The following is a 21,255-nucleotide window of genomic DNA, read 5'->3' as shown; positions in this document are numbered from 1 at the left end:
AGCGGGGAGGGGACTATTTGCGAAGAACGTCAGAAGTCGCGTCTTCGGGAACATGGAAGCTGTAAACGGTCACAGGCCACTGCACCGTCGTCTGTCCATTCTGAAAGCGTGCGGCCTGATCAAGTTGCGCGGCTGGCACGAAAAGCGCGTTGCCAGACGGGGTCGTAGATAGGGACAGCCCACCCGGCCATTTCAGACGGGGATCGGTGATCAGGTGATGCGGAATCCGCCCCGGCGTGTAGCTGTCGATGCTGCCCGTGGTGACGTCCGACCAGTACAGCGTGCCATCCGGACCGACCGTAAGTCCGCCCAGCGCATGGGTTTTATACCAGAGCGTGGCGCTTTCCTGTAGGGCGGTGTTCGTCGAATCCGGATCGTCGAACAGGCGCGTGGCGATGCGATAAAGCGGGCCGCAATAGGACTGCACATACAGCCATTGTCCATCCGGGCTGATGGCGACAAGGGTGGCGTCAATGGCCAGTGGTCGCCCATCCCGCGCCTTGACCTCGCCCGAGGGGGTGACGATCGGACGCTTGGCGGTCAGCCCTTCAACGTGATCGAGAAAACGTCGGGCGACCCCGCTCTCAAGGTCGATGACCAGAATCCCCGGCACCCCCGAATCCGCGACATAGGCCGTCTGCTCATGCACGGCGATGCCTGCCAAGATGCTGCCGTCTCGCAGCGCATCGGCTGAAACGGGGAAAGAGCGTTTGACCTGACCTGTGGCGGGATCGATCTGAATCAGCTTGGCAGGCGCTTCCGGTTTGGCCTCCCGATCCGGGACGCCGCTATCGACAAGCCAGAGCGTGCCATCAGCCGCCCGCGTCATGCTGGTCAGCGCCACGAACCGTTTGGCCGGATCCCCTTCCGTCGCATTCCAGTCCGCATCAGGGTAGGGCGCGGGCGTGCCGCCGACTGTCGCGATGCTAAGTTGCGGGTTCGGATTACCCAGCCAGCGCGGCGCTTCCAGCACCAGCCTGCCATCGGGGAGAGCAATCACGGACTCCCATATCTGGGAGGACGACGTCACGGCGGGCGTCAGATCAGCCGCGGTTGCTTCCGGCTTTTCCGGCATGGGAACCGCCAGCGCAGACGGGGAAAATATCGCCAGCGCAAGCGGCAGGGACAGACAGGTGACGAGAAGCAGCCGTTTCATAAGCGAGAGTTTCACCCCGTTCATATCCCTCTGACAACACCTCGGGGTGCGATCCAGACGCGCAAGATATTTCTGTCAGGCCGTCAGAGCGAGAGGGTTGGCCAGCGCCAGCCCCTCCGCCACGGAAACGAATTCGCCACCCAGTTCAACCTTGTCCGCGCCGAACCGCTGGATGAACAGCTCCCGCACGGCTGGCACAAACGAGGTGCCGCCGGTGAGGAACACACGGTCGATCTGGTCCGGTGTCAGGTTCGAGCGCTCAATGGCAAGATCAATGGCGTCTCCGAACTGCGCCAGATCGGGCGCGATCCAGCGTTCGAAGTCGGAGCGCTGGATTGTCTCCTCGATTGTGAGACCCTTTTGCGAGAAGCGCAGCACAGCGCTGTCTTCGGAAGACAGGGTCCGCTTCGCGGCGGAGACGGCATTATAAAGAAGCTGTCCGTTCTGCTCACGGATCAGTTCGACCAGATTCATCAGCCGTTCAGGCTGGGAGGCTGTGCGAGCGACTTCGGCAATCTCATTCAGAATGCGCGGAGTCCGCATCAGCGACAGGCGATGCCAGCGAGCGAGGGAAGTGTACCACTCGATCGGCACGGGAAGCGGCTCACCGCCCATGATGCGGAACGTGCAGTCGCGGCCCAGAAACGGTGCGACAACATGATCGATGATCCGTGTGTCGAATTGATCCCCGGCCAGCCCCACACCCGCATAGCCCAGCGCCTGTGTAGGCTGTGCCGTTCCCGGCTCGAACCGGAGAACCGAGAAGTCACTTGTGCCGCCGCCGAAGTCACCCACCAGCACCGTTGCCGGATGATTGAGGCGATGCGCAAACTTCCATCCGGCGGCTTCCGGTTCAAGCATGATGGAAATCTCTGGGAAACCGGCTTCGGCAAGGCTGGCGCGCAGCCGGGCCTCGCCGAGATCGTCATCGGCATTGTCACCGACAAAACGCACCGGCCGTCCGACTGTCACGGCGCAGTCCTGTGGCGCCAGCTTCGCCAGCTTCATCAGTTCCTGCAGGAAGGAGGCGACCAGCGTTTCCAGCGGAACGCGCTGACCGAAAAGCTGGGTCTCACGGAAACTGGCCTGCGCCAGATAGGACTTCATCGACATGATAAGCCGCGTTTCGGTCGGATCGTCGAGATACGCCTCAACGGCCTCTTCTCCCACGGCGCGTTCGGTCAGACGCCGTCCGCCCGTCAGTTCCTGCCACAGCGCCAGAAGCGTGCGGCATGTATCCGCCGTGTCTCCTCCCGGCGTTGGAAAGCGCACGGTACGCGTGTCGCCGTCCTCGTTCCGTAGAACGATGACGCTGTTCGTTGTGCCGAAATCGATGCCCAGCCGGACAGAAGGAGAGGAGGAGCCGTTTTTCATGAGCGGGGACTTAAAAGCTGCGACTCCTCCTGTCCACGCCTGACTGTCACGATGTGCGTTTTCTTTTCCTCACACCTGACCGGGCTGGCTTGAGGTCTTTCAGAAAGTCCGTCAGAGACTGCGGTTTTCCAAGACAGTTTCCTCGCCCTTCCTGACAGCCGATGCTCTGCAGGAAATGAAGTGTTTCAGGCGTGTCCACGCCTTCGGCGCGTGTGTTCAGGCCAAAATCACCACCCAATTGCACCACGGCTCGGGCAATGCTCTGGCCTGCCTGAAGATGCGCCGGGTCATCATGACAGAACAGATGCCGGTCCAGCTTTACGGCTGTGAGTAGCCCTGAAAAGCTTCGGTCCCGCAGAAGGGACAGACTCGTCAGACCCGTTCCAAAACCCGAGAGCACAAGCCCGGCCCCTGCATCCCGCAAGGCTGCGAGTGAATAAATCAGAATCTCGTTATCAATGGCGAGGCTCGTTTCCGTAAATTCAAAATCCAGCCTCGAGGTTTCAAGCTGGTTGTCGGAAAGGAGGCTGGCCAGATGGGGCAGCAGATCATCCGGGAACGTGTCGGCGGCCTCGACAGGCAGGGCCAGACGGCAATCTGGTGGAAATTCAGCCGCTATTCTGCATCCTTCCGATATGAGCGGCAGCCAGACAGGCTCCTTGTGGCGTCGCCGGAGTGTCGTGCGTCCAGTCGAAAAGGTCGGAGGAGGACAGAGATCGCCGCCTGCAACAGCCAATGTCGAGAGTGAGAAACGGGGTACGATACAGAAGCTGGCCTCGGTCCTTTGCCTCGTGTGCGTGCCTGTCAGATGCGACGTGATGCGGTGGGTGGTCTCCGGGGGACCAGAAACAGGTATAACAGGCAAAAAAGCTCTCCCGGTAAGGCGGATCACAGGAGAAGTTACAAACAGCAGGTAATTTTCTGGTAAATTATGGCGATCCTGACAAAAAAGCCGGAGAAGATATCCGGCTGTCAGAGAGTTCAGGGCAAACCAAGACTTGTCCGGGTTTCCGGATCGACCGGAATGCCGATCTCCTGACGACGAAGGGCTTCCTGCCACTCCCGATCGCCCGGCGCCAGAACAGGATGTCCGGAATCGATGGATGGTCCCGCACGCAGCAGGTTCAGGTATCGCGTCATCGCCGCATCATAGCTGGCTCGCCCGATAAAGCGTTCCGGGTCGATGGCGATGACAAAGTGACCGACATTCTGGCGTGCTTCTGCCGTTTGCTCGGCATCCGTGCCGACCATTACAGGGTCCGTGTCGGCTCCCGTCATCACCGCTGCAAGAATGGTAACGAGACCGGCCAGAGCCGCTCCCTTGAAGCCGAACGTTTCTCCGCCGAGCGGCTGGAGGAAAGAGGCGTGCCGTGGGTCCCGCGTCGGCTGGCCATGCTCATCCAGCGCAACGTCTGCGGGCAGATCAATGCCGAGCGCCTCATAAAGTTTCACGCGATTGAACGGAATGGACGAGGTCGCCATGTCGAGCAGCCAAGGCTCGGCATCACGCACCGGAGCGGCTGCGGCAATCGGGTTGGTGCCATGAAACGGAGCAACGCCCGAGAACAGGGAGACAGCCGAATCCGAGTTGCTCACAACCAGACCGATCATGCCCTGTCGCGCCGCTTCGATCGCGTAAGCGCCCGCTGCCCCGAAATGTGTGGAACGATGAACGCCGACAGCGCCGATACCGGCTTCCCGTGCCAGTATCATGGCCTCGGACATGGCGCGGTAACAGGCGGGGTGAGCAAGACCACTGTCGGCATCCAGCCGTCCTGTCGCAAAAGCCGTCCGTGTATAGAGTGGAGACGGTGCTGCGTTGAGGCCGCCTGACCGCAACAGTGAGGCGTAATAAGCCGCCAGCCGGACCCCATGACTGTCCACGCCGATCCTTGAGGCATGCAGCAGCGCCCGCGCCGTCTCGGCAGCGTCGGAAGCCCGTGCGCCTGCCTCGACAAGCAGCGTCTGCGCACGGTGTTTGAGCATTTCTTCGGGATAATACCGAACGCGTGTTTCGTTAGTCACTCAGAGACCTGCTTTCGATGAAGGAGCGAGAGCGGCACGGACCTGCTCGCGATCAAGCGAGCCATTCCATGCTGCAATGACAACGGGCGCCACGCAGTTTCCCGCCAGATTGCCGACGGCGCGAGCGATGCCGATAAACCAGTCGATCGCCAGCAGCAGGACGAGACTGGAAACCGGGATGGACGGGGCCGCGGCCAATGTTGCCGCCAGCACCACGATGGCGATGCCCGGTACGCCATGAGCGCCCTTGGACGTGATGAGCGCCGTGGCAAGCATCGACAGCATCTGCATTGCGGTGAGATGTGTCCCCGTTACGTTGGCAAGAAAAACAACCGCAAGGCCGAGATAGATGGACAGCGCGTCGAGATTCAGGGAGTAGCCCGCGGGCACGACCAGCCCGACGACCTGTCGGGACACGCCCATGGCTTCCAGCTTCGCCATGATCCCCGGCAGCACTGAATCGGAACTGGTCGTCGCCGTTACAATCAGCAGTTCTTCCCGGAAATGACGTGCGAAGCGGAGAGGATTGACCCCGCAGAGAAACAGACAGCCGCCAAGGATCACCACGATGAAGACGGCGATGGCGACGAAGTACAGCACAACGAATGAGGCGAGATGCGCGATCGCGTCCAGACCATACCGGGCGATCGTTGCGGAGACGGCTCCGAAGACACCGAGTGGCGCGGTGGCGATAATGAGCCGCATCATGCGGGAAAAGACAACCGACAGGCTTTCGATCAGCCGTGTCACCGGCGCACCTGCTTCTCCAACATGCGAGAGACAGCAGCCGATCAGGATCGCAAAGAAAAGGATCTGAAGAATATTGCCTTCCGCAAAGGCGGCGACGGGAGAACGCGGAATGATACTCAGGATAAAGCCGGTCACGCCCTGTCCATGCAGAAGATGGGCGTTACCGGCATAGGAAGAGATCAGATGCGCGTCTTCAGGTGTCGGAGCAAAAGGCAGACCGCGCCCCGGTTCTATCAGGAGGGCAGCTCCGACCGAGAGAAGCAGCACAAGGGTCGTCATGGCTTCGAAATAGATCAGGGCCCGAAGACCCAGCCTGCCGACGGCGCTGAGGGAGCCCGCGCCGGTAATTCCGGTGACGACAATGCAGAACAGCAGCGGACCAACCGCCATAAGGATCAGGCGCAGAAACAGATCGGCGAGCCAGCGGCACTGTCCGGCAAGTTCGGGCAGGAAAAGGCCTGTCAGCACACCAAGACAGGTGGCGACGACCACCTGAATGAAAATGCCCGGCATGCGCCTCGACCTGCCCTGTGCGGGCATCGACGCAACGGTCTCGGATATCGTCATGGCCGCCTTTCCGTGTGTTCGATGAGTAGGGTCATTGCGGAAACGACACATGTCAAAAGTTGCCGTATCCGCATGACCTTTAGTAACTGACGTTGATTTTAGCGCCGACAAAGCGTGGAAGCCCTGGAATCACTCCATAGAATGTTGCCTGTGTTCCGCCCGAGAGCCAATAGCGGCGATCCGCAAGGTTTTGGCCGTAAACGGTGACGGACCAATGCTGCTTGGGGGCTGCGAAGGTCAGGAAGGAGTTGACGAGGAAATAGGCTGGCGCACGGTAAATGCCACCATCGCCGATATGCTGGGGTTGTGTCTGGGCTCCGCGATAACTGTAGTCCGCGTCATAGGTCATTTCGTAGTTTTGCAGAACTTTCCATGTATAGGTGACCGCTCCTGAAAGCGTGAGATTGGCAAGTCCCATGTTATAGCCGTCATAGTTCGTATTGACGGGTGACCAGGCTCCCGTCGCCGCGAACTGCGCCGTGGTCGCGCTGCGGTTGAGGCTCTGGAACTGGGAATAAGCCCCATTCTGGTAACCGAAATTCTGCGTCAGGACGAGCCCGCGGAAAGGATGCGCCTCAATGTCGAACTCGGCACCGTAAATATAGGAACGGGGGGCGTTTACATAACCGCCGAGTACGCCATAGGGCGGAACCAGAATACTGCCGAGAATCTGCTGGTCACGGTAATCGTAGTAAAAACCGGCAGCATTGAAGCGCAGTCGCCGGTCGAACAACATGGTCTTGAAGCCGCCTTCATAGGTGAGAACCTGTTCCGGCTTGAAGGGTTTGAGCTGACTGGCCTGCTGCGTGATGTTGGCCGAGAAACCACCCGGCTTAAAGCCGCGGGAGAACATCACATAGCCCATGATATTGTGTGTGAACTGATACTGCGCACCCACGCGCCCTGCAAACTGGTTTGTCAGAGCACCGAAGTTTCCAAAATTCTGAACATTGGTCGGTGCTCCCGTGTTCAGATTGTAGTCGGTGCTTGTGACGTTCAGCATCTGGCGATCATCGGATTCATGACTGATCGCGCCGATCAACGTCAGCTTTGGCAGAATGCGGTAGGAAAGCTGCACATACTGATTGAAATTCTGCTGATTCTGACGGTACGCCGTCTGGTTGAGGGGCGTCGTTCCCGGCCGGTCCGACGAATCGTACCAGAAATTCTGGGCCATGCGGGAGCGGCTGTAATACATCCCTGCTTCCCAGTGAAAACGCGCATGCGTGTCGAGAGATTCCAGCTTGATTTCCTGGGAGAAGACATTCGACTGGTTGTTACGGAACATGTTGCCATAGGACGCGACAGAGTCTGTCTGATTCGTCAGTTCATGTTCGTCCACGGCTTCGTAGGCGCTGATCGTCCGCAGACGACCCCAGTTGAAATCCCGAGTGAAACGAACGTTGGCGCCCCAGAAGATATTGTCTTCTCTCGGCTTCTGGTTGTTTCCGTTTATACCGATGATTTTCGCAAAGCGTGGATCAAGGCCCCACTCCGTTTCCATGAGATTCGACGTAACAGGCACGCCATAACTGTTGTAAAGGTTGTGTCCCGACGATGCCTCCGACTGATCCGTCGTCCAGTGACCGCCGATATCCAGCGTGGAGGCATCGTCGATTTTCCAGCGCAGCTTGCCACGGAGCGCGCCGATATCGGCGTTACCATAGCCTTCGCCTTTGGAATTATGCTGATAGCCGCCACCCGTCAGCGACTGTCCCGCAATCCGGAAAGAAACCGAGCGGGAAATAGGGCCAGAAACGAAACCTTCCACACGGTTTCTGCCATAACTGGCAATATCTTCCGTGACACCCGCATGGAACTGGGGTGTCGGATCACCGGTATGGAAATTGATTTCACCGCCTGTCGTGGATTGGCCATGCGTGAAACCTGAAGCTCCGGGCGCGATGGAGATGTCGTCCATGTCAAATAGCATGCCGGACGTCATGATGCTGATCGGATACGCTACGCCGTCAACATAGGGCATGACGGAGGGTGTATTGTTCTGCGTGAAATCCATCAGGCCGACGCCACGCAGTGCGAAATTCAGGGCGGCGCTGCCAAAGGACGGCTGGATGGTCAGGTTCGGCGCGATACGGACGATATCAGTCATCTGACGGATATTGCGGTTCTGCAGTTCCTTTCGGGAAAGAACTGTTTCGGAATGGGCTTCATGCTGTCCGGCACCCGTTACGCCACGCCGGACGGTCACATGCACGGCCTCATCATTGTTTGCAGGCGCTTTTATACCCGGGTGGGGTTTTTTCTGTGTGTGGGACTTTGATGCGGCCTGTGCAACTTTCTGTTCTGCAAAGGCGCTTTCAGGAACACAGATGCTTGCAAGGAGTGGTGTTGAGAGCAGAATGGTACGAAGCGAGAACGGGGAACGGCAGGCAGGGGCGCTGGACATCAGGCGTCTCCGGGTCGGGTCAGGGCATGCGGCTCAATGGTATTGTCCCGATTCAATACTTGGGCGAATCTTGTATACAAGCTAGAATGCAGAGAAATATTATTCCACACAAAAACGTATCGAATCCGAAATATTTTTATTGATACGCTGGATCGCCAACCGGGCTGTGCCATGTGTGCCACGGAGGACAGAGCTGTCTTTGCTTGCCTGTTGACCGGGCGGCGTTCATAGATTCCCCATGCAGGATCAAAAGCCAGACACACCGCCACTTGGAGGCAATCTCATAGAGCATCGCATCATGCAGGCGGTGCTGTCCGGACAGATTTCGTCCGGGGAGCGGCTGGGTGAAAAGGATCTCGGTGAGATTTTCGGCGTTTCCCGGACCCGGGTGCGCGAAGCCATGATGCGGCTCAGCAGCCGGGGGATTGTTGTTGTCTCACCACGTCGAGGCTGGTTTGTCATTGAGCCCACCGTTGAGGAAGCCCGCGAGACAATCGAGGCGCGACGGGCGGTGGAGGTCGGGCTTTTATTGATGCAGAAAAGCATAAGACCGGAGGCGATTCGGCAACTGGAAGAGCATGTGGCGGAGCAGCAGAAGGCCATAGACGAGGGCGATTTTGCGCGACGCAGTTACCTGCTCGGGCATTTCCACGTCTATCTCGCAGAAGCGCTGGGTAATTCTGTGCTCGCCGGTATTCTGGAAGAACTGACAACCAGAACGGTCCTGATCGCAGCGCTTTATCAGCCGACCGAGGACGCCCAACACTCCTGCGACAATCATCGTCGGCTTATCAGCGCAATGGCGGCTGGCCATATGGAAAAGGCTGTCCAGATCATGAACGCGCATCTGACACGTCTAGAAAAGGTGCTGAATGTTCGTGCTGGCAAGAAGAAGTCAGGTCAGGCTGAAAAATAAAACTTCCCTGTAATCGCCAGCCTCTGTCCTGATTTTTTATGTGCAGCACAGAGGAAAATGGGAAGGACTTTGCAGAAGGCATGAATGCAAAAAAAGCCCCACCGCAGAACGGCAGGGCTTTTTCAAGCGGACCGAAAAAGGAGAATTCCTGTCCGCACGTAGTGCTTTATTGAAAGATCAGACGAGAGCCTGCTTCAGTGCAGCCGTCAGTTCCTTCGTGCCAGCTTCGCCGCCCATGTCACGGGTGCGAACCTTGCCGCTGGTGATCAGGTTCTTGATCGCCGTGTCGATCCGGTCAGCCAGATCATCGCGACGGACGTGACGCAGCATCATCACCGCAGCCAGCAGAAGAGCCAGCGGGTTGGCGAGGTTCTTGCCTGCGATGTCAGGAGCGGAGCCATGCACCGCCTCGAAGATCGCAGCTTTCTCACCGATGTTCGCGCCCGGCGCCAGACCCAGGCCACCGACAAGACCAGCAGCCTGATCGGAGAGAATGTCGCCGAACAGGTTTGTCGTGACGATCACGTCAAACTGCCACGGGTTGGTCACCAGCTGCATGGAGCAGGCGTCGACGATACGCTCGTCACACTCGATCTTGCCCTTGTATTCCTCGGCGACCTTGCGACCAGCCTCAAGGAACATGCCGCACATCTGCTTGATGATGTTGGCCTTGTGGACCAGCGTCACCTTCTTGCGGCCGTTCTGCACGGCGTAATCGAAGGCGAAGCGAACAATGCGCTCGCACTCCTTGCGGGACACATAGCCGCCTGAAAGCGCAATACCCTGCTTGTCGCCATTGGCCGGAATCGTGTGTTCCATCGCGGCGTAATAGCCTTCGAGGTTCTCACGAACGATCACCAGATCGATGTCTTCGTAACGACCACCGGGAATGATCGTCTTTGTCGGACGAAGATTTGCGTAGAGTTCGAACTCCTGACGCATGGTGACGTTGATGGACTTGAAGCCGCCGCCGACAGGCGTGGTTAGCGGGCCTTTGAGAGCAAGGCCGGTCTTGCGGATGCTCTCGAGGGTGTCTTTCGGAAGAGGATCGTTAACCGCGTCAACTCCGGCCATGCCGGCGATGTGACGTTCCCACTTGAACGGAGCGCCAACCGCATCGAGGATCTCGACCACCGAATCCATAATTTCGGGACCGATACCGTCGCCCGGAATAAGGGTGGCGGGGATTGTTTTGCTGTTCGTCATCATGAACTCCCTATACATCCGCCGCCTCTTCTGCCTCGCATTGAGAGCCAGCGCGATACGCAATTACGTGTTGTCACTTCCTCTTGATGGGAGAGCAGGCATGCACCAGCCAGGATTTTGTTTCTCCGGAGAGCAGCGGACCAACCTCCGTCAGCACTCTCTCATGGTAAGAATCAAGGAAATCCAAGGCTTCCGGTCCCATCACGGCCGGATCAACCAGACGGCGGTCAAAAGGAGCCAGAGTCAGCGTCTCGAACTCAAGAAAGTTTCGTCCGTCCTGTCCGACATCGGATGATCTGACCATTTCCAGAGTCTCCAGCCGGATACCGAACGCGCCCGGACGGTAATAGCCCGGCTCGTTCGAGACGATCATGCCTTCCTCAAATGCGATTCTGTTGGGCAGCTTGGAAATGCGCTGCGGTCCCTCATGCACGGACAGATAGCTCCCCACGCCGTGTCCCGTGCCGTGGTCGAAATCCAGACCTCCCTGCCACAGCGCATACCGCGCCACCACATCCAGCGCGCTGCCGGTGGTGCCGACGGGAAAGCGCGTCCGCCCCAGCAGCAGATTGCCCTTCAGTACGCGGCTGAACGCGTCCCTGATCTCAACAGGAGGCTCATCCGGCCCTGTCCAGACGGTGCGGGTGATGTCCGTCGTGCCATCGGGATACTGCGCGCCGCTATCCACCAGATAGACCGTGTTCGCGCCGAGGCGACGGCTGGTTTCCGGCGTAACGCGGTAATGAATGATGGCTCCGTTCGGTGCGGCTCCGGAGATCGTATCGAAGGAATCGTCGCGATACTCAGGCGCTTCGGCCCGGAACGCACGGAGCCGTTCCACCAGTTCCATCTCCGTCGAGCCTGCGGCATGCGTGTCCAGCCAGTGCAGGAAGCGGCAGACGGCGACGGCGTCACGCAGATGTGCGGCGCGGGCTCCCTGCTGTTCGACCGCATTCTTCCGGGCGCGGGGCAGGGCACAGGGATCGGCGGCTTCCACGACCGTCGCTCCGGCGTCTTCCAGCGTCTGACTGAACCAGACCGGTGTGGCGGACGGATCGACGGCTACCGTCTGCCCCTTCAAGACCCGCAACGACTCTTCCAGCTTTTCCGGCGGCAGAATGTTTACATCGTCGCCAAGCCAGTTGCGCACTTCAGGCGTGATCTTCGTCTCATCCACAAACAGATCGACCTGTCCGTTGCTATGCAGAACGGCAAAGCAGAGCACTACGGGCGTGTGCGGCACATCGGTCCCACGGATGTTCAGCAGCCACGCGATAGACGTGCAATCGGCGATGAGTGCGGCCTGCCACCCGTTTGTAGCAAGCTGTGCGCCGAGAGCGTGACGTTTCTCTGCGCTGCCTTGCCCGGCGAATTCCAGTGGATGAACCTCCGCCGGAGCGGAAGGTGGGGCAGGACGATCGTTCCAGGCGGCGTCGATCAGATTGAACGCTGTCGGCACAAATGTGACACTGTCCGAACGCAGTGCTTCAAGCGCGGAGCGGCTGATGATCCGCGGGTCGTAACCGATACGGGCCTTTTCCGAGGCATTCCTGGCAAGCCAGGAACGTGGAGGCGCTTCCGTGATGTGATGGCGTTCCCACAGCGCACCATCGACCTGATCGTCCATCTGGGTGATGTAGCGTCCATCCGAAAAAACGGCGGCCTTATCGGACAGAACTACGGCCAGTCCAGCGCTACCCGTAAAACCGCTGATCCATGCCAGCCGTTCGGCGCAGGCCGGAACGTATTCTCCCAGATATTCATCACTACGCGGAATGATCAGCCCATCCAGACCGTTTTCTTTTAACAGAACGCGCAAGGCCTGAAGACGGTCGTTCATCTTTCCGGAAGCGGAACTGATCGTGGTCTCTGTCAACGGTCTCTCCTCTGACACACATCTCTTTCAAAGGATGCGTTGCTGCCCTTTCATGGCGATGCCGCGGCGCGAGCCGTGGAAAAGCACGACAGGAGTATGCGCCCTTTTCCCGCCTGCTTTCGCGCGACAATCATCCTCAATCAAAGCATATCTGTACGACCCAGCGCGTAAACCGGCGGGGACTTACCGTGTCGTTCTGCCGGTTGCCTTGCCTGAAGATTGTTCGGTGGAAGGCTGCGAGGACGTGACTGGATCGGGTGAGGGGTCGAGCCAGGCAGGCAGCACCTGAGAGGCCGCTGATGTCGACTCGTCCGGACCCTGAGGCATGGATGAACCCGGTTTGACCTTGAAGGGAGCCTGTTGGGCTGTGGGCGTCGATGGAGCCGTTTCCTCTTCATCCGGCGTCTGAACCGGAGCGGAAGGCTGGACGTTTGGCGCGGGAGCAGACTGAACAGGCGGCGTCTGGACAACAGGTGCAGGCTGTGGTGCCGGGACGTTGGCCGGAGCAGTTGTCTGTGGAGCAGCAGGCGTAACAGTTGGGGGTACTGGCGCCCTTGGTGTCGGAGCCGCTGGAGTGGCCACCTGTGGCGTTGTTGGTGCGGGAATGGAAGTTGGATGTGCTGGCGGCGCGATCGGTGCTGGCTGCGGGATAGGCTCCTGCACAGCTTCCGGCACAGGGTTAATGGCGGACGGCGCTTCTTCCTGAGAACGGACAGGGGACGAAACGGGCGAGTGCGCTGGACCACGCAGGGCAGGGGCCGTTCTGCCGACAGGCGCTGATTGGCCGGGGAGCAGAGACGATGCGGCATTTGGAGCCGTCTCATGGGCGTCATGCCATGCCGCGCCATCGAACCAGCCCTGCCAGTGACCGTGCTGGTCATACCAGCCGAGATGACCGGCATGATGTCCCATCGTCCATCCCTCTTCATAACCGGTGGGACGATAGTTGTACTGGGCGTAACAGCCTTCAAGCGCCAATGCGGTCAGCAGCATGGCCGCAATCTGTCCTGTTCGCATGGCGCACTCGTTCTCCTGAGCGTGTTCTCTTGATCACGGGTTGGACCAGAGACGGCGCACAAGAGCAAGGGGGGCACGGATACAGAGGCCGGTTTTCAGGTAATTCCCCGGAAAAACTGCACTGCGGACGTATGTTCTGTTCCTGCTGTGCGACGTCATATAACAGCGGTAATCCGTCGAACAGCATACCATGTCGTCAGGCTATATTATGACGCATGAATATCGACACATCCCTGTTTCGATTTTACTCTGATTCTACTGTTTGAAATCACGCTCTGAAGTCAGGAGAAATGTCATGTCGCGCTCTGTAGTAGTCCGGGGACTTGTCGCTGTATTGATATGTTCGGGATTGATGGCCTGTTCCACTGAAAAGGAAATAATACAGGACCATAATTCACCACATACCCGGCAGATTGAAAAAGAAATCAATCTTGATGAAGATGCCGCAGGACCGCCCAAAAGTTCTTCACCAGAAGTGCAGCAGCCTCGCAGTGATCAGGGAAAAAACTGAAAGCAGTCTACTGGAAGAACTGTCTGTCGTAGACGGCAGACGGGATAGCCCACTCAGTTAACGGCTTCGGACCGGCGGTTTCCGGGGATGCTGATACAGATAATGGCGTCTGGATTCAGCCATGAGACACCGTCCACGGGCGGTTCTGTCTGAAATTTCATTGCAATTATGCAGTTTCTTCTGATCCCGCCGGAACTCCTGATGAGGGGATAGTCGGGTGGGACCGGAGCACGCCGCCAGCAGACACAGAAGGGAGGTCATCGTCAGGATACGAAAGGAAGAAGTTATAAAGGTCATGGTTCTGGATCAGATTTACCGCATGCGACTTTGGAGCGAGGAATCACGTATGTGAGCGAGACGAAACCGTGTGACGTCCTTTTCCTGTTCTGTGAAAAGCCTATCGAATTTAAGGACGCTGGCCTCGTCCAAATCAACCTCCCTAAAACTACCAACACCTTAACTCTGTGATCCTTGATTGGGGAGTCGATACGCGTCGAGGACGATAAAGAGTCGTAGTGGTGACAGTTAGACAGGCTGAAATGGTTATCTCTGCCTGTCTATGGGACGATTTATTCGGGCAGGAAGCCAGTGTGGCGGCTGAGATATCCCATTCTGCGACTACTTTACGGCACCTTGCTGGCGTGCATTTAAAGAAGAGTGCGGGAAATTTGGGGGAGATTTACTGCTCTCAATGCATCTGAACAACAGATGCATATAAACGGATGTCGGGTCATCCGTTAAAAATCCCTGGTCGGAGTGAGAGGATTCGAACCTCCGGCCCCTGCGTCCCGAACACAGTGCTCTACCAGGCTGAGCTACACTCCGATTGGGTGCGGGCCTAATAGCGCTCATCGTTCATGACTGCAAGAGCCGAAATATCATGAGCCCCCTGAACAGGAGGTTTATTTTTATCCAAAGGGCGGAAATTTACATTCTGGAGGTCGCTTCAAGGGCCTCGCGGCTGTCCGAGCGGGGAATGAGCTCCAGTCGTTGCAGTGCCGCCGCCGCATCAGGCACCACCTCAAGCAGGCCACGAGCTTCTGGCGAGGCGAAGCCCTGACTGACAGCCTCGTTAAGCATCGCCAGCACGCCCTGCGCCCAGTTTGCGGTGTTGACGATAAGGATGGGCTTGGCATGCAACTGGAGCTGCTTCCAGGTCAGAATCTCCATCAGTTCGTCAAAGGTGCCGAAACCGCCAGGAAGAATCAGAAACGCATCAGCCAGCGCAAACATCTTCTGTTTGCGCGTATGCATGGAATCCGTGACAACCAGTTCCGTCACACCGCGATGCATGACCTCACGCGCTTCCAGAAATTCTGGAATGATGCCCGTGACACGTCCGCCTGCCTGAATGGCTGAATCCGCCACAACGCCCATCAGGCCCACATATCCACCGCCATAAACGAGATGAATACCAGCCTGAGCAAGTCCGGCTCCCACGGCTTCCGCTGCTTCCTTGTAGGCTGGCAGATTTCCAAAACGGGAACCGCAAAAGACGGCGGCGGCATTAATGCGGGCAGGCATGCGGTCAACTCTCCATGGCTTATCAGGCATTTTTTCCGGCAGCATCGTCAGTCAACGGCAGCCGGTTTTTCCAATAAAAGCATGATACAGCTTCACACCTTTCCGCCAAGTCATCCAACACCGTATTTGCGATGATCATGGGGCGGGAGAGAGTTTTCTGCCGTAAAGACGGCATTTTTCGCCGCTCAGATGCTGTTAGTCAGTTGGAAGCCGGGTTCAACGGACAGACTGGCAGGATGCAGCCTGATGCCGGGCAAGAAGGGAAAAAGCCGCGGCACACAGACCGCTTCCGGTTCCAAGCGCACCAAACCCCATTCCCATAAGCCCGACTTCTGTTTCATTCGCCAGATTTGTGCCCAGAAATATGCTCTTCCAGATTTCTATGCAGAAGATCAGCGACGCCATACCGACGAGTCCGTAACCACCCCAGAACATGAAGGTGTAACGCTTCATTCTGTCCGCTCCGTTTTGCTTAGGCTACCCGCCTGCATCTTGCCTGCACAACAGAAACCCGTCGCCAGAAAATTCGATCAAACCGCAAGAGCGACGGAAATGAGGCTACTCCCTCAGGCAGACGCGGCATGACTGTTTTTGGGCAGAGTGAGAGTCAGGAAGAAACCAATAGCGCAGAACGAGGCCGCCACGACAAACAGCGTCGGAAAACCCCAGATGGGAATGATCATCCCCAGTCCCGGACCCGATGCGCCGATGGCGAGATCCAGAAAGACGGAAAATCCACCCAGCGCCACGCCGCGATTTTCTGCCCCCAACTGTTCAATGGCCAGCACGCCCAGAGCCGGAAAGACCAGCGAGAAGCCGACACCCGTAAGCGCTGCTCCGATGTTCGCCAGAATGGGCGAGGGGCCGCCTGCGATGATCAACAGGCCCAAGGTCTCCACGGCCATGGAGACCAGCGCCACTTTCACGCCACCGATCTTTCTGATCATGGACGAGAAGACGAACCGGGTTAGCACGAAGAACCCGCCGAAAACAGCCAGCGCAATGGCAGCCCCACTCCAGTTTTTGTCGTTGAAGTAAAGAGTCAGACAGGAGACGATTGCGCCAAATCCAACAGAACTCGCTCCGAGGGCGCAGCCATAGGGCATGATGGCGCGGAAAATGGTCGTGAAGCCCGGTTTCGGGCCGGTCTGGGGTGCCGGGCGGGTTGTTTCCTGCCGCAGGGCATTGGGAATACAGGCGACAAAGAGGAGCGTCGACAGAAGGCCTACACCCATAAGGCCGCCGAACACTGCATGAGATGAAAAAATCATGGCGGCGATCGGTGCGCCAAGGGCAATGCCGCCATAGGAACAGACGCCGTTCCATGAGATGACAGCCGCCGAATTCGCTGCACCCGCCCTGTGCATGTTCCAGATGATGACGCCCACCGCCACCCAGCTCTCACTAAAACCCAGCAGGGCGCGACCGATGAGAAGCAGTCCAAGAGACAGCGAGGATTCCGCCGCGCACAGACTTGATGCCGCCAGCATCACGCCGGACAGGGCGCCGACAATCAGTCCGATGGTGACCACAGGCCGTGCGCCATTGCTGTCGAGGCGTTTTCCTGCCCATGTTCTGGTCGCCAGCGTGGCGAGATACTGTGCCGAGACTGCAAACCCCGCGAGCGCTGCGCTGTAACCCAGAGTGCGATGAACGAACAGCGGCACGACGGCCATCTGAAGGCCAATGACCGTGTAACAGGCCAATGTAAACAGCAGAACAGAATAGATGCGGGCAATTACGGATGAAGAACGGGGTGAAGAAGGAATCATGCAGCATCCGGTGGCAGTGGTCAGTGCGGTCATTGCAGAGGCAGGGGTTTCTGCGTGCGGGAAGGCGGTTTAGCCTGTAACGCTTGGGAAACAGGGACGTTTCAGACGCCTCAAGTGAACTTCCACCCCTCAGGGAGGTAATCCGTCATGACGATCACGCCGTCAGAAGAAAATGTCAGCCCACTCACAGATACACCCGATGATGGAGGATATGTCACGCTTTCCTCTCGCATCGCCTATGAGAATCCCTGGACACGAGTGCGTGAGGATATCATCCGTCGTCCGAATGGGAAGGACGGTCTCTACGGGATTGTCGAGCGCGGAGATTTCGTCGTCATCATGCCTGTGGGCGGCGAGGGTAGCGAGCGGACCGTGACGCTCATCCAGCAGTTTCGCTATCCGGTTCAGCGCCGCATGTGGGAATTTCCCATGGGCATGTGGGAGACGAAACCCGATGCCGACCCGGACGCAGTCGCCGCCGGAGAGTTGCGGGAAGAAACCGGCCTGTCCGCCGCACGGATGCAGCATGTTGGCGTCGTCTATCAGGGGGCGGGTTATTCAACCCAGCGCGGCCACGTCTATTTCGCGACCGATCTGACGCAAGGAGAAAACGCGCTTGAGGACACCGAGCAGGACATAACCTGTCACACCGTACCTCTGGCGGAATTCGAGCGGATGGTGCGCGATAATGAAATCACCTGCATGGTGACGCTCGCAGCCTTCGCCATGATCCGCTCTCACGGACTGGTCTGAAGCAGACGTCGGACGCCATACGGACCACGCGGACGTGTCCGTATGGCTGGACTGTCGGCAAAGCAATCCTCGGACGATAAGCAATTGACAGGGACTCGTCTTCCACAGTCTCTAGAAGGGTCAGAATTCAAGACCTGTCTCCCACCGTTCCGGATACGCAGTGGTAAAAGACACGCCGCTGACGGCAGAGGGAGTCCGGGGCATGCCGCACGATATGGATGAGTCGGTTTCTTCAGAGGCGTCATCGGACGTAAAAGCCGGTGCGGACAGCGGCGCAAAGCGCACAACGCTTCCGCCGTCGGTTCTGGCCAGCGAGCCGGATGAGGAAGCCGCTGCGGAGCGGGCCCAGCAGGCCCGCATGCATGAAGCGGTGCGGCGTGCGCGTCTGAGCGTCAATCAGGTCTGTCTGATTATTCTGACCATTCTGGCGATATTGTACACCCTGAAGTTTGCCGCCTCGATCGTGCTGCCGATGGTCATGGCCGTGGTGACGAACCTGATGCTGGTGACGCCGATGCGCGTCATCTCCCACTGGATCAGGCTCCCGCGCCCCATCATCGCGTTTCTGCTGATTGGCAGCATGTTTGGCGGGTTTGCGGCGATTGGCATGGCCGTGTCGGTGCCTGCGGCTGGATGGCTCTCTCAGTTGCCACAGGAAATCACGCTCGTTCAGTCGCATCTGGCGATCCTCAACGACCCCATCCATTTTCTGGAAAGCACCGGCCTGAGAATTCAGAAACTGCTGGGTGTGCCGACCGACCCGCATGTGCCGGGTATGGCGTCCGGCATCATGCCGCTGGGTTCTTCGCTTCTGCTCGGCACGCAGGCGTTCATGGGGCAGCTTTTCACTTTCTTCATCATGCTGTTCTTTCTACTTGCGCAGGGAGACAGCCTGTTGCGGCGCTTTGTCGAGATCATGCCGACTTTCAATGACAAGCGTCGCGCTGTGCAGATCTCGTCCCATATCGAGCGGAATATCTCACTTTATCTGGCCACCATCACGATGATGAACATGTTCGTGGGGATCGCCAATACGGTCCAGTGCTGGATGCTGGGTATGCCGACCCCCTTGCTATGGGGTGTGGTGGCGTTCGCTCTGAACTACATCCCGATCATCGGTCCCTGCACGGGCATTGTGATCTATTTCTGTGTGGGACTGCTGTCGTTTCCAACGGTCGTGCAGGCGCTTCTTCCGCCAGCAGTCTATCTCTGTATCCATCTGCTGGAGGGAGAAACCATCACGCCCATGCTGCTGGCGCGCCGTTTCACGTTAAACCCGGTGCTCGTGATGGCGTCCCTGCTGTTCTGGGACTGGATGTGGGGCATTACCGGCGCGTTTCTCTCCGTGCCGATGCTGGCGGTCTTCAAGATCATCTGTGATCACGTCGATTACCTGACGCCCATCGGTCACATGATCGGTGGACCGGGTGCCATGCCTGACAGGCATGACCTCCACCATGAGGCGACCGAGTTACATCCCGGAACTCATGCCAGTTCGTAAGATCCGGGCCTGACTACTGCCTTCTGTCGCCTTTTCTGCGCATTTCACCGGGCGTCGCTTCTGAAGAAAAGACAACGCCCTTGATACTGTGTGTTGAAACGCTGGTTCAGGTCGGATCGACAAAGAAAACGGGAATGGCCTCTCCAGCGGCGACAAGCTCGTCAATCCGGTCACAGGCCGCCAGAGCCTCCGAGATGGTCACATCCATGTCGAGATATCTGTAGGTTCCAAGGCGTCCAAGGAAGGATATCTTCTTTTCCGTTTTGGCCAGCTCGATATAGCTTTCCAGCATACGTTTTTCATGGACCTGACGGATCGGGTAGTAAGGAATGTCCTGCTCCCCGGCCAGTCGGCTGTATTCCTTGAAGCAGACCGTGCGTGAGAATTTGTCAGCTTCCCACGGTGCAAAATGCTTGTGCTCGGAGATACGCGTGAAGGGAACGGACTGGTCGCAGTAATTGATGACGGCCGTACCCTGATAGTCGCCCTCATCCTCGATCCGCTCGAAGTCCAGCGTCCGGTAGCCCAGTCGTCCAAGCCTGAAGCCAAAGTAGCGGTCAATCGGCCCCGTATAGAAAACATGGTCGAACTCTTCGGCCACCGCCTCAAAAGAGGAGCCAAGCCGGACTTCGATCCGGTCATTCTTCAGAATGTTTTCGATGATGGCCGTGTAACCATCTTCGGGCATGCCCTGATACGGATGATTGAAGTAATTGTCGTCATAGTTGAAGCGCAGGGGGAGGCGCTTCAGAATGGAGGCTGGCAGTTCCGTGGGCGACATGCCCCACTGCTTGCAGGTGTAGCCGTGGAAAAAGGCCCGATACAGGTCCGGGCCGATCATGGACAGCGCCTGTTCTTCAAAATTCTGCGGGTCCGTGATGGATTTATCCGCTTTCGACTCAATGAAAACCCGGGCCTCTTTAGGGCTCAGGGTCGTGCCGAAAAACTGGTTGATGGTCAGGAGATTGACGGGAAGCGTATAGACCTTGCCCTGTGAGATCGCCTTGACCCGATTTACATACGGGTGAAATTTCCCGAACTGGTTGATGTAATCCCATGCCCGCTGATCGGCTGTATGGAAGATGTGCGGACCATACCGGTGCACCATGATGCCGGTCGCCGCATCGCGCTGGGTGTGGCAATTGCCGCCGGCGTGAGGACGCTCATCCAGCAGAACGACTTCATGGCCTTTCTGCGCAAGATGACGGGCAATAATGGCGCCGCTGAAACCCGCTCCAACGATACAGACTCTCATAAGCATAAACTCAAATTCTATTCCGGGTGATATGCGTACAAGATTCTGACGCATACTTTGTCAGAACTTCTACCCGTTATGTTTTGCAGGAGTAAAGTTTATAATTTTATAATGTAGCGCTTTTGTATATTAATATAAGTATCGAGATAGTATTTATGAATAAGATTTTCTGTGGTTTCCATTCTCCGACTGTTCTTGTGAAGGGAATGAGATAAAATTCCTGTAATCATGAAACCATTCGTTGCGTGAATTGTTTAGTCGACTGCGTTAACTTCGGATGTTTGGAAAGAATAATGAAAGTCGCTTACGCATTGACCTTGGGTGTCGCTCTGTCACTTTATTCACAGGCTTCTTTCGCGCAGGCCACGGGTCGAAGCGATGTAGCTCCCACTGCTGAAAGTGCAGCGCAGCAGGTCGGGAAAAGCCCGGCTTCCGCGAAAACGAAGCACGGCAAACGCATTGAGCCTTCACAGAAGCTCTGGAACAACCCGAGAACCGTGGCCGAGCAGCCGGGCAGCGTGCCGCCTGCAAACAAGACCACCAATGATCATTCAAAGCCGCTCAGCTCTGGCGAGCATGAGAAGGATGGCCCTCAGAAGCCACAATCTTCGGACTCTAACGAGCAGCAGTAAAACTGCGTTAGAT

Annotated in this window: 18 protein-coding genes and 1 tRNA gene; 5 read left to right on the top strand and 14 right to left on the bottom strand. The window is 57.6% G+C overall.

Annotation, left to right across the window (positions count from 1 at the left end; translation table 11 throughout):
- Window positions 1-13: 13 nt before the first annotated feature.
- The 6 genes from B3759_RS12235 to B3759_RS12210 all read right to left on the bottom strand — a co-directional run bounded on the left by B3759_RS12235 (window position 14) and on the right by B3759_RS12210 (window position 8,279).
- Window positions 14-1,180 carry an L-dopachrome tautomerase-related protein gene (locus B3759_RS12235; RefSeq protein WP_291366160.1) on the bottom strand — a complete coding sequence of 389 codons (1,167 nt, stop codon included), beginning with the start codon at window positions 1,178-1,180 and terminating at the stop codon, window positions 14-16.
- Window positions 1,181-1,231: 51 nt separating this feature from the next.
- On the bottom strand, window positions 1,232-2,530 hold the full coding sequence (locus B3759_RS12230) for an Hsp70 family protein (RefSeq protein WP_291366159.1): 1,299 nt from the start codon (window positions 2,528-2,530) through the stop codon (window positions 1,232-1,234).
- A 46-nt stretch (window positions 2,531-2,576) separates the two neighbouring features.
- The gene (locus B3759_RS12225) at window positions 2,577-3,395 is read right to left on the bottom strand and encodes an EAL domain-containing protein (RefSeq protein ID WP_291366158.1); all 819 of its coding nucleotides are present in this window, start codon (window positions 3,393-3,395) and stop codon (window positions 2,577-2,579) included.
- A gap of 116 nt (window positions 3,396-3,511) precedes the next feature.
- Window positions 3,512-4,555 (bottom strand): Ldh family oxidoreductase, encoded by a 1,044-nt coding sequence (locus B3759_RS12220; protein WP_291366157.1) that lies wholly within the window; start codon window positions 4,553-4,555, stop codon window positions 3,512-3,514.
- Window positions 4,556-5,818 (bottom strand): cation:dicarboxylate symporter family transporter, encoded by a 1,263-nt coding sequence (locus B3759_RS12215; RefSeq protein ID WP_291366220.1) that lies wholly within the window; start codon window positions 5,816-5,818, stop codon window positions 4,556-4,558. It lies immediately after the preceding gene.
- A gap of 133 nt (window positions 5,819-5,951) precedes the next feature.
- Window positions 5,952-8,279: a TonB-dependent receptor gene (locus B3759_RS12210; protein ID WP_291366156.1), complete on the bottom strand. Its 2,328-nt coding sequence runs from the start codon at window positions 8,277-8,279 to the stop codon at window positions 5,952-5,954.
- A 238-nt stretch (window positions 8,280-8,517) separates the two neighbouring features.
- On the opposite strand from B3759_RS12210, the gene B3759_RS12205 reads away from it, so the two are divergent.
- Complete coding sequence (locus B3759_RS12205) at window positions 8,518-9,195, top strand: GntR family transcriptional regulator (protein WP_291366155.1); 678 nt, start codon at window positions 8,518-8,520, stop codon at window positions 9,193-9,195.
- Between the two features lie 177 nt (window positions 9,196-9,372).
- Here B3759_RS12205 and B3759_RS12200 read toward each other — a convergent pair whose 3' ends face one another.
- The 3 genes from B3759_RS12200 to B3759_RS12190 all read right to left on the bottom strand — a co-directional run bounded on the left by B3759_RS12200 (window position 9,373) and on the right by B3759_RS12190 (window position 13,294).
- Window positions 9,373-10,404 (bottom strand): isocitrate/isopropylmalate dehydrogenase family protein, encoded by a 1,032-nt coding sequence (locus tag B3759_RS12200; protein ID WP_291366154.1) that lies wholly within the window; start codon window positions 10,402-10,404, stop codon window positions 9,373-9,375.
- A 70-nt stretch (window positions 10,405-10,474) separates the two neighbouring features.
- Window positions 10,475-12,241: an aminopeptidase P family protein gene (locus B3759_RS12195; RefSeq protein WP_408736492.1), complete on the bottom strand. Its 1,767-nt coding sequence runs from the start codon at window positions 12,239-12,241 to the stop codon at window positions 10,475-10,477.
- Between the two features lie 219 nt (window positions 12,242-12,460).
- Window positions 12,461-13,294, bottom strand: coding sequence for a hypothetical protein (locus B3759_RS12190; protein ID WP_291366153.1), 834 nt, complete (start codon window positions 13,292-13,294; stop codon window positions 12,461-12,463).
- 295 nt (window positions 13,295-13,589) lie between these two features.
- Between B3759_RS12190 and B3759_RS12185 the strand changes: the two genes are divergently transcribed.
- Window positions 13,590-13,805 (top strand): hypothetical protein, encoded by a 216-nt coding sequence (locus B3759_RS12185; RefSeq protein ID WP_291366152.1) that lies wholly within the window; start codon window positions 13,590-13,592, stop codon window positions 13,803-13,805.
- 748 nt (window positions 13,806-14,553) lie between these two features.
- Here the strand turns inward: B3759_RS12185 and B3759_RS12180 are convergent.
- From B3759_RS12180 to B3759_RS12165, 4 genes are all read right to left on the bottom strand, one after another.
- A tRNA-Pro gene (locus B3759_RS12180) sits at window positions 14,554-14,630 on the bottom strand.
- A 102-nt stretch (window positions 14,631-14,732) separates the two neighbouring features.
- Window positions 14,733-15,329, bottom strand: a complete 597-nt coding sequence (locus B3759_RS12175; protein WP_291366151.1) for a TIGR00730 family Rossman fold protein — start codon at window positions 15,327-15,329, stop codon at window positions 14,733-14,735.
- A gap of 216 nt (window positions 15,330-15,545) precedes the next feature.
- On the bottom strand, window positions 15,546-15,782 hold the full coding sequence (locus B3759_RS12170) for a hypothetical protein (protein ID WP_291366150.1): 237 nt from the start codon (window positions 15,780-15,782) through the stop codon (window positions 15,546-15,548).
- Window positions 15,783-15,895: 113 nt separating this feature from the next.
- Window positions 15,896-17,101, bottom strand: coding sequence for an MFS transporter (locus tag B3759_RS12165; RefSeq protein ID WP_291366149.1), 1,206 nt, complete (start codon window positions 17,099-17,101; stop codon window positions 15,896-15,898).
- Between the two features lie 147 nt (window positions 17,102-17,248).
- Between B3759_RS12165 and B3759_RS12160 the strand changes: the two genes are divergently transcribed.
- Together B3759_RS12160 and B3759_RS12155 are read left to right on the top strand one after the other, a co-directional pair.
- Entirely contained in the window at window positions 17,249-17,854 is a 606-nt protein-coding gene (locus tag B3759_RS12160) for an NUDIX domain-containing protein (protein WP_291366148.1), read from the top strand.
- A gap of 202 nt (window positions 17,855-18,056) precedes the next feature.
- The gene (locus tag B3759_RS12155) at window positions 18,057-19,355 is read left to right on the top strand and encodes an AI-2E family transporter (protein ID WP_291366147.1); all 1,299 of its coding nucleotides are present in this window, start codon (window positions 18,057-18,059) and stop codon (window positions 19,353-19,355) included.
- A 106-nt stretch (window positions 19,356-19,461) separates the two neighbouring features.
- On the opposite strand, the gene glf is transcribed toward B3759_RS12155, so the two are convergent.
- A complete protein-coding gene (glf, locus tag B3759_RS12150; RefSeq protein ID WP_291366146.1) occupies window positions 19,462-20,610 on the bottom strand; it encodes a UDP-galactopyranose mutase in 1,149 nt (382 codons plus the stop codon).
- Window positions 20,611-20,903: 293 nt separating this feature from the next.
- Between glf and B3759_RS12145 the strand changes: the two genes are divergently transcribed.
- Window positions 20,904-21,242, top strand: a complete 339-nt coding sequence (locus B3759_RS12145; RefSeq protein WP_291366145.1) for a hypothetical protein — start codon at window positions 20,904-20,906, stop codon at window positions 21,240-21,242.
- Window positions 21,243-21,255: the final 13 nt, after the last annotated feature.

The organism is Acetobacter sp. UBA5411, from assembly GCF_002409645.1.
GTDB lineage: Bacteria > Pseudomonadota > Alphaproteobacteria > Acetobacterales > Acetobacteraceae > Acetobacter.
The sequence above is the reverse complement of the archived record's forward strand: the minus strand, read 5'-3'. Positions and strand labels throughout refer to the sequence as shown.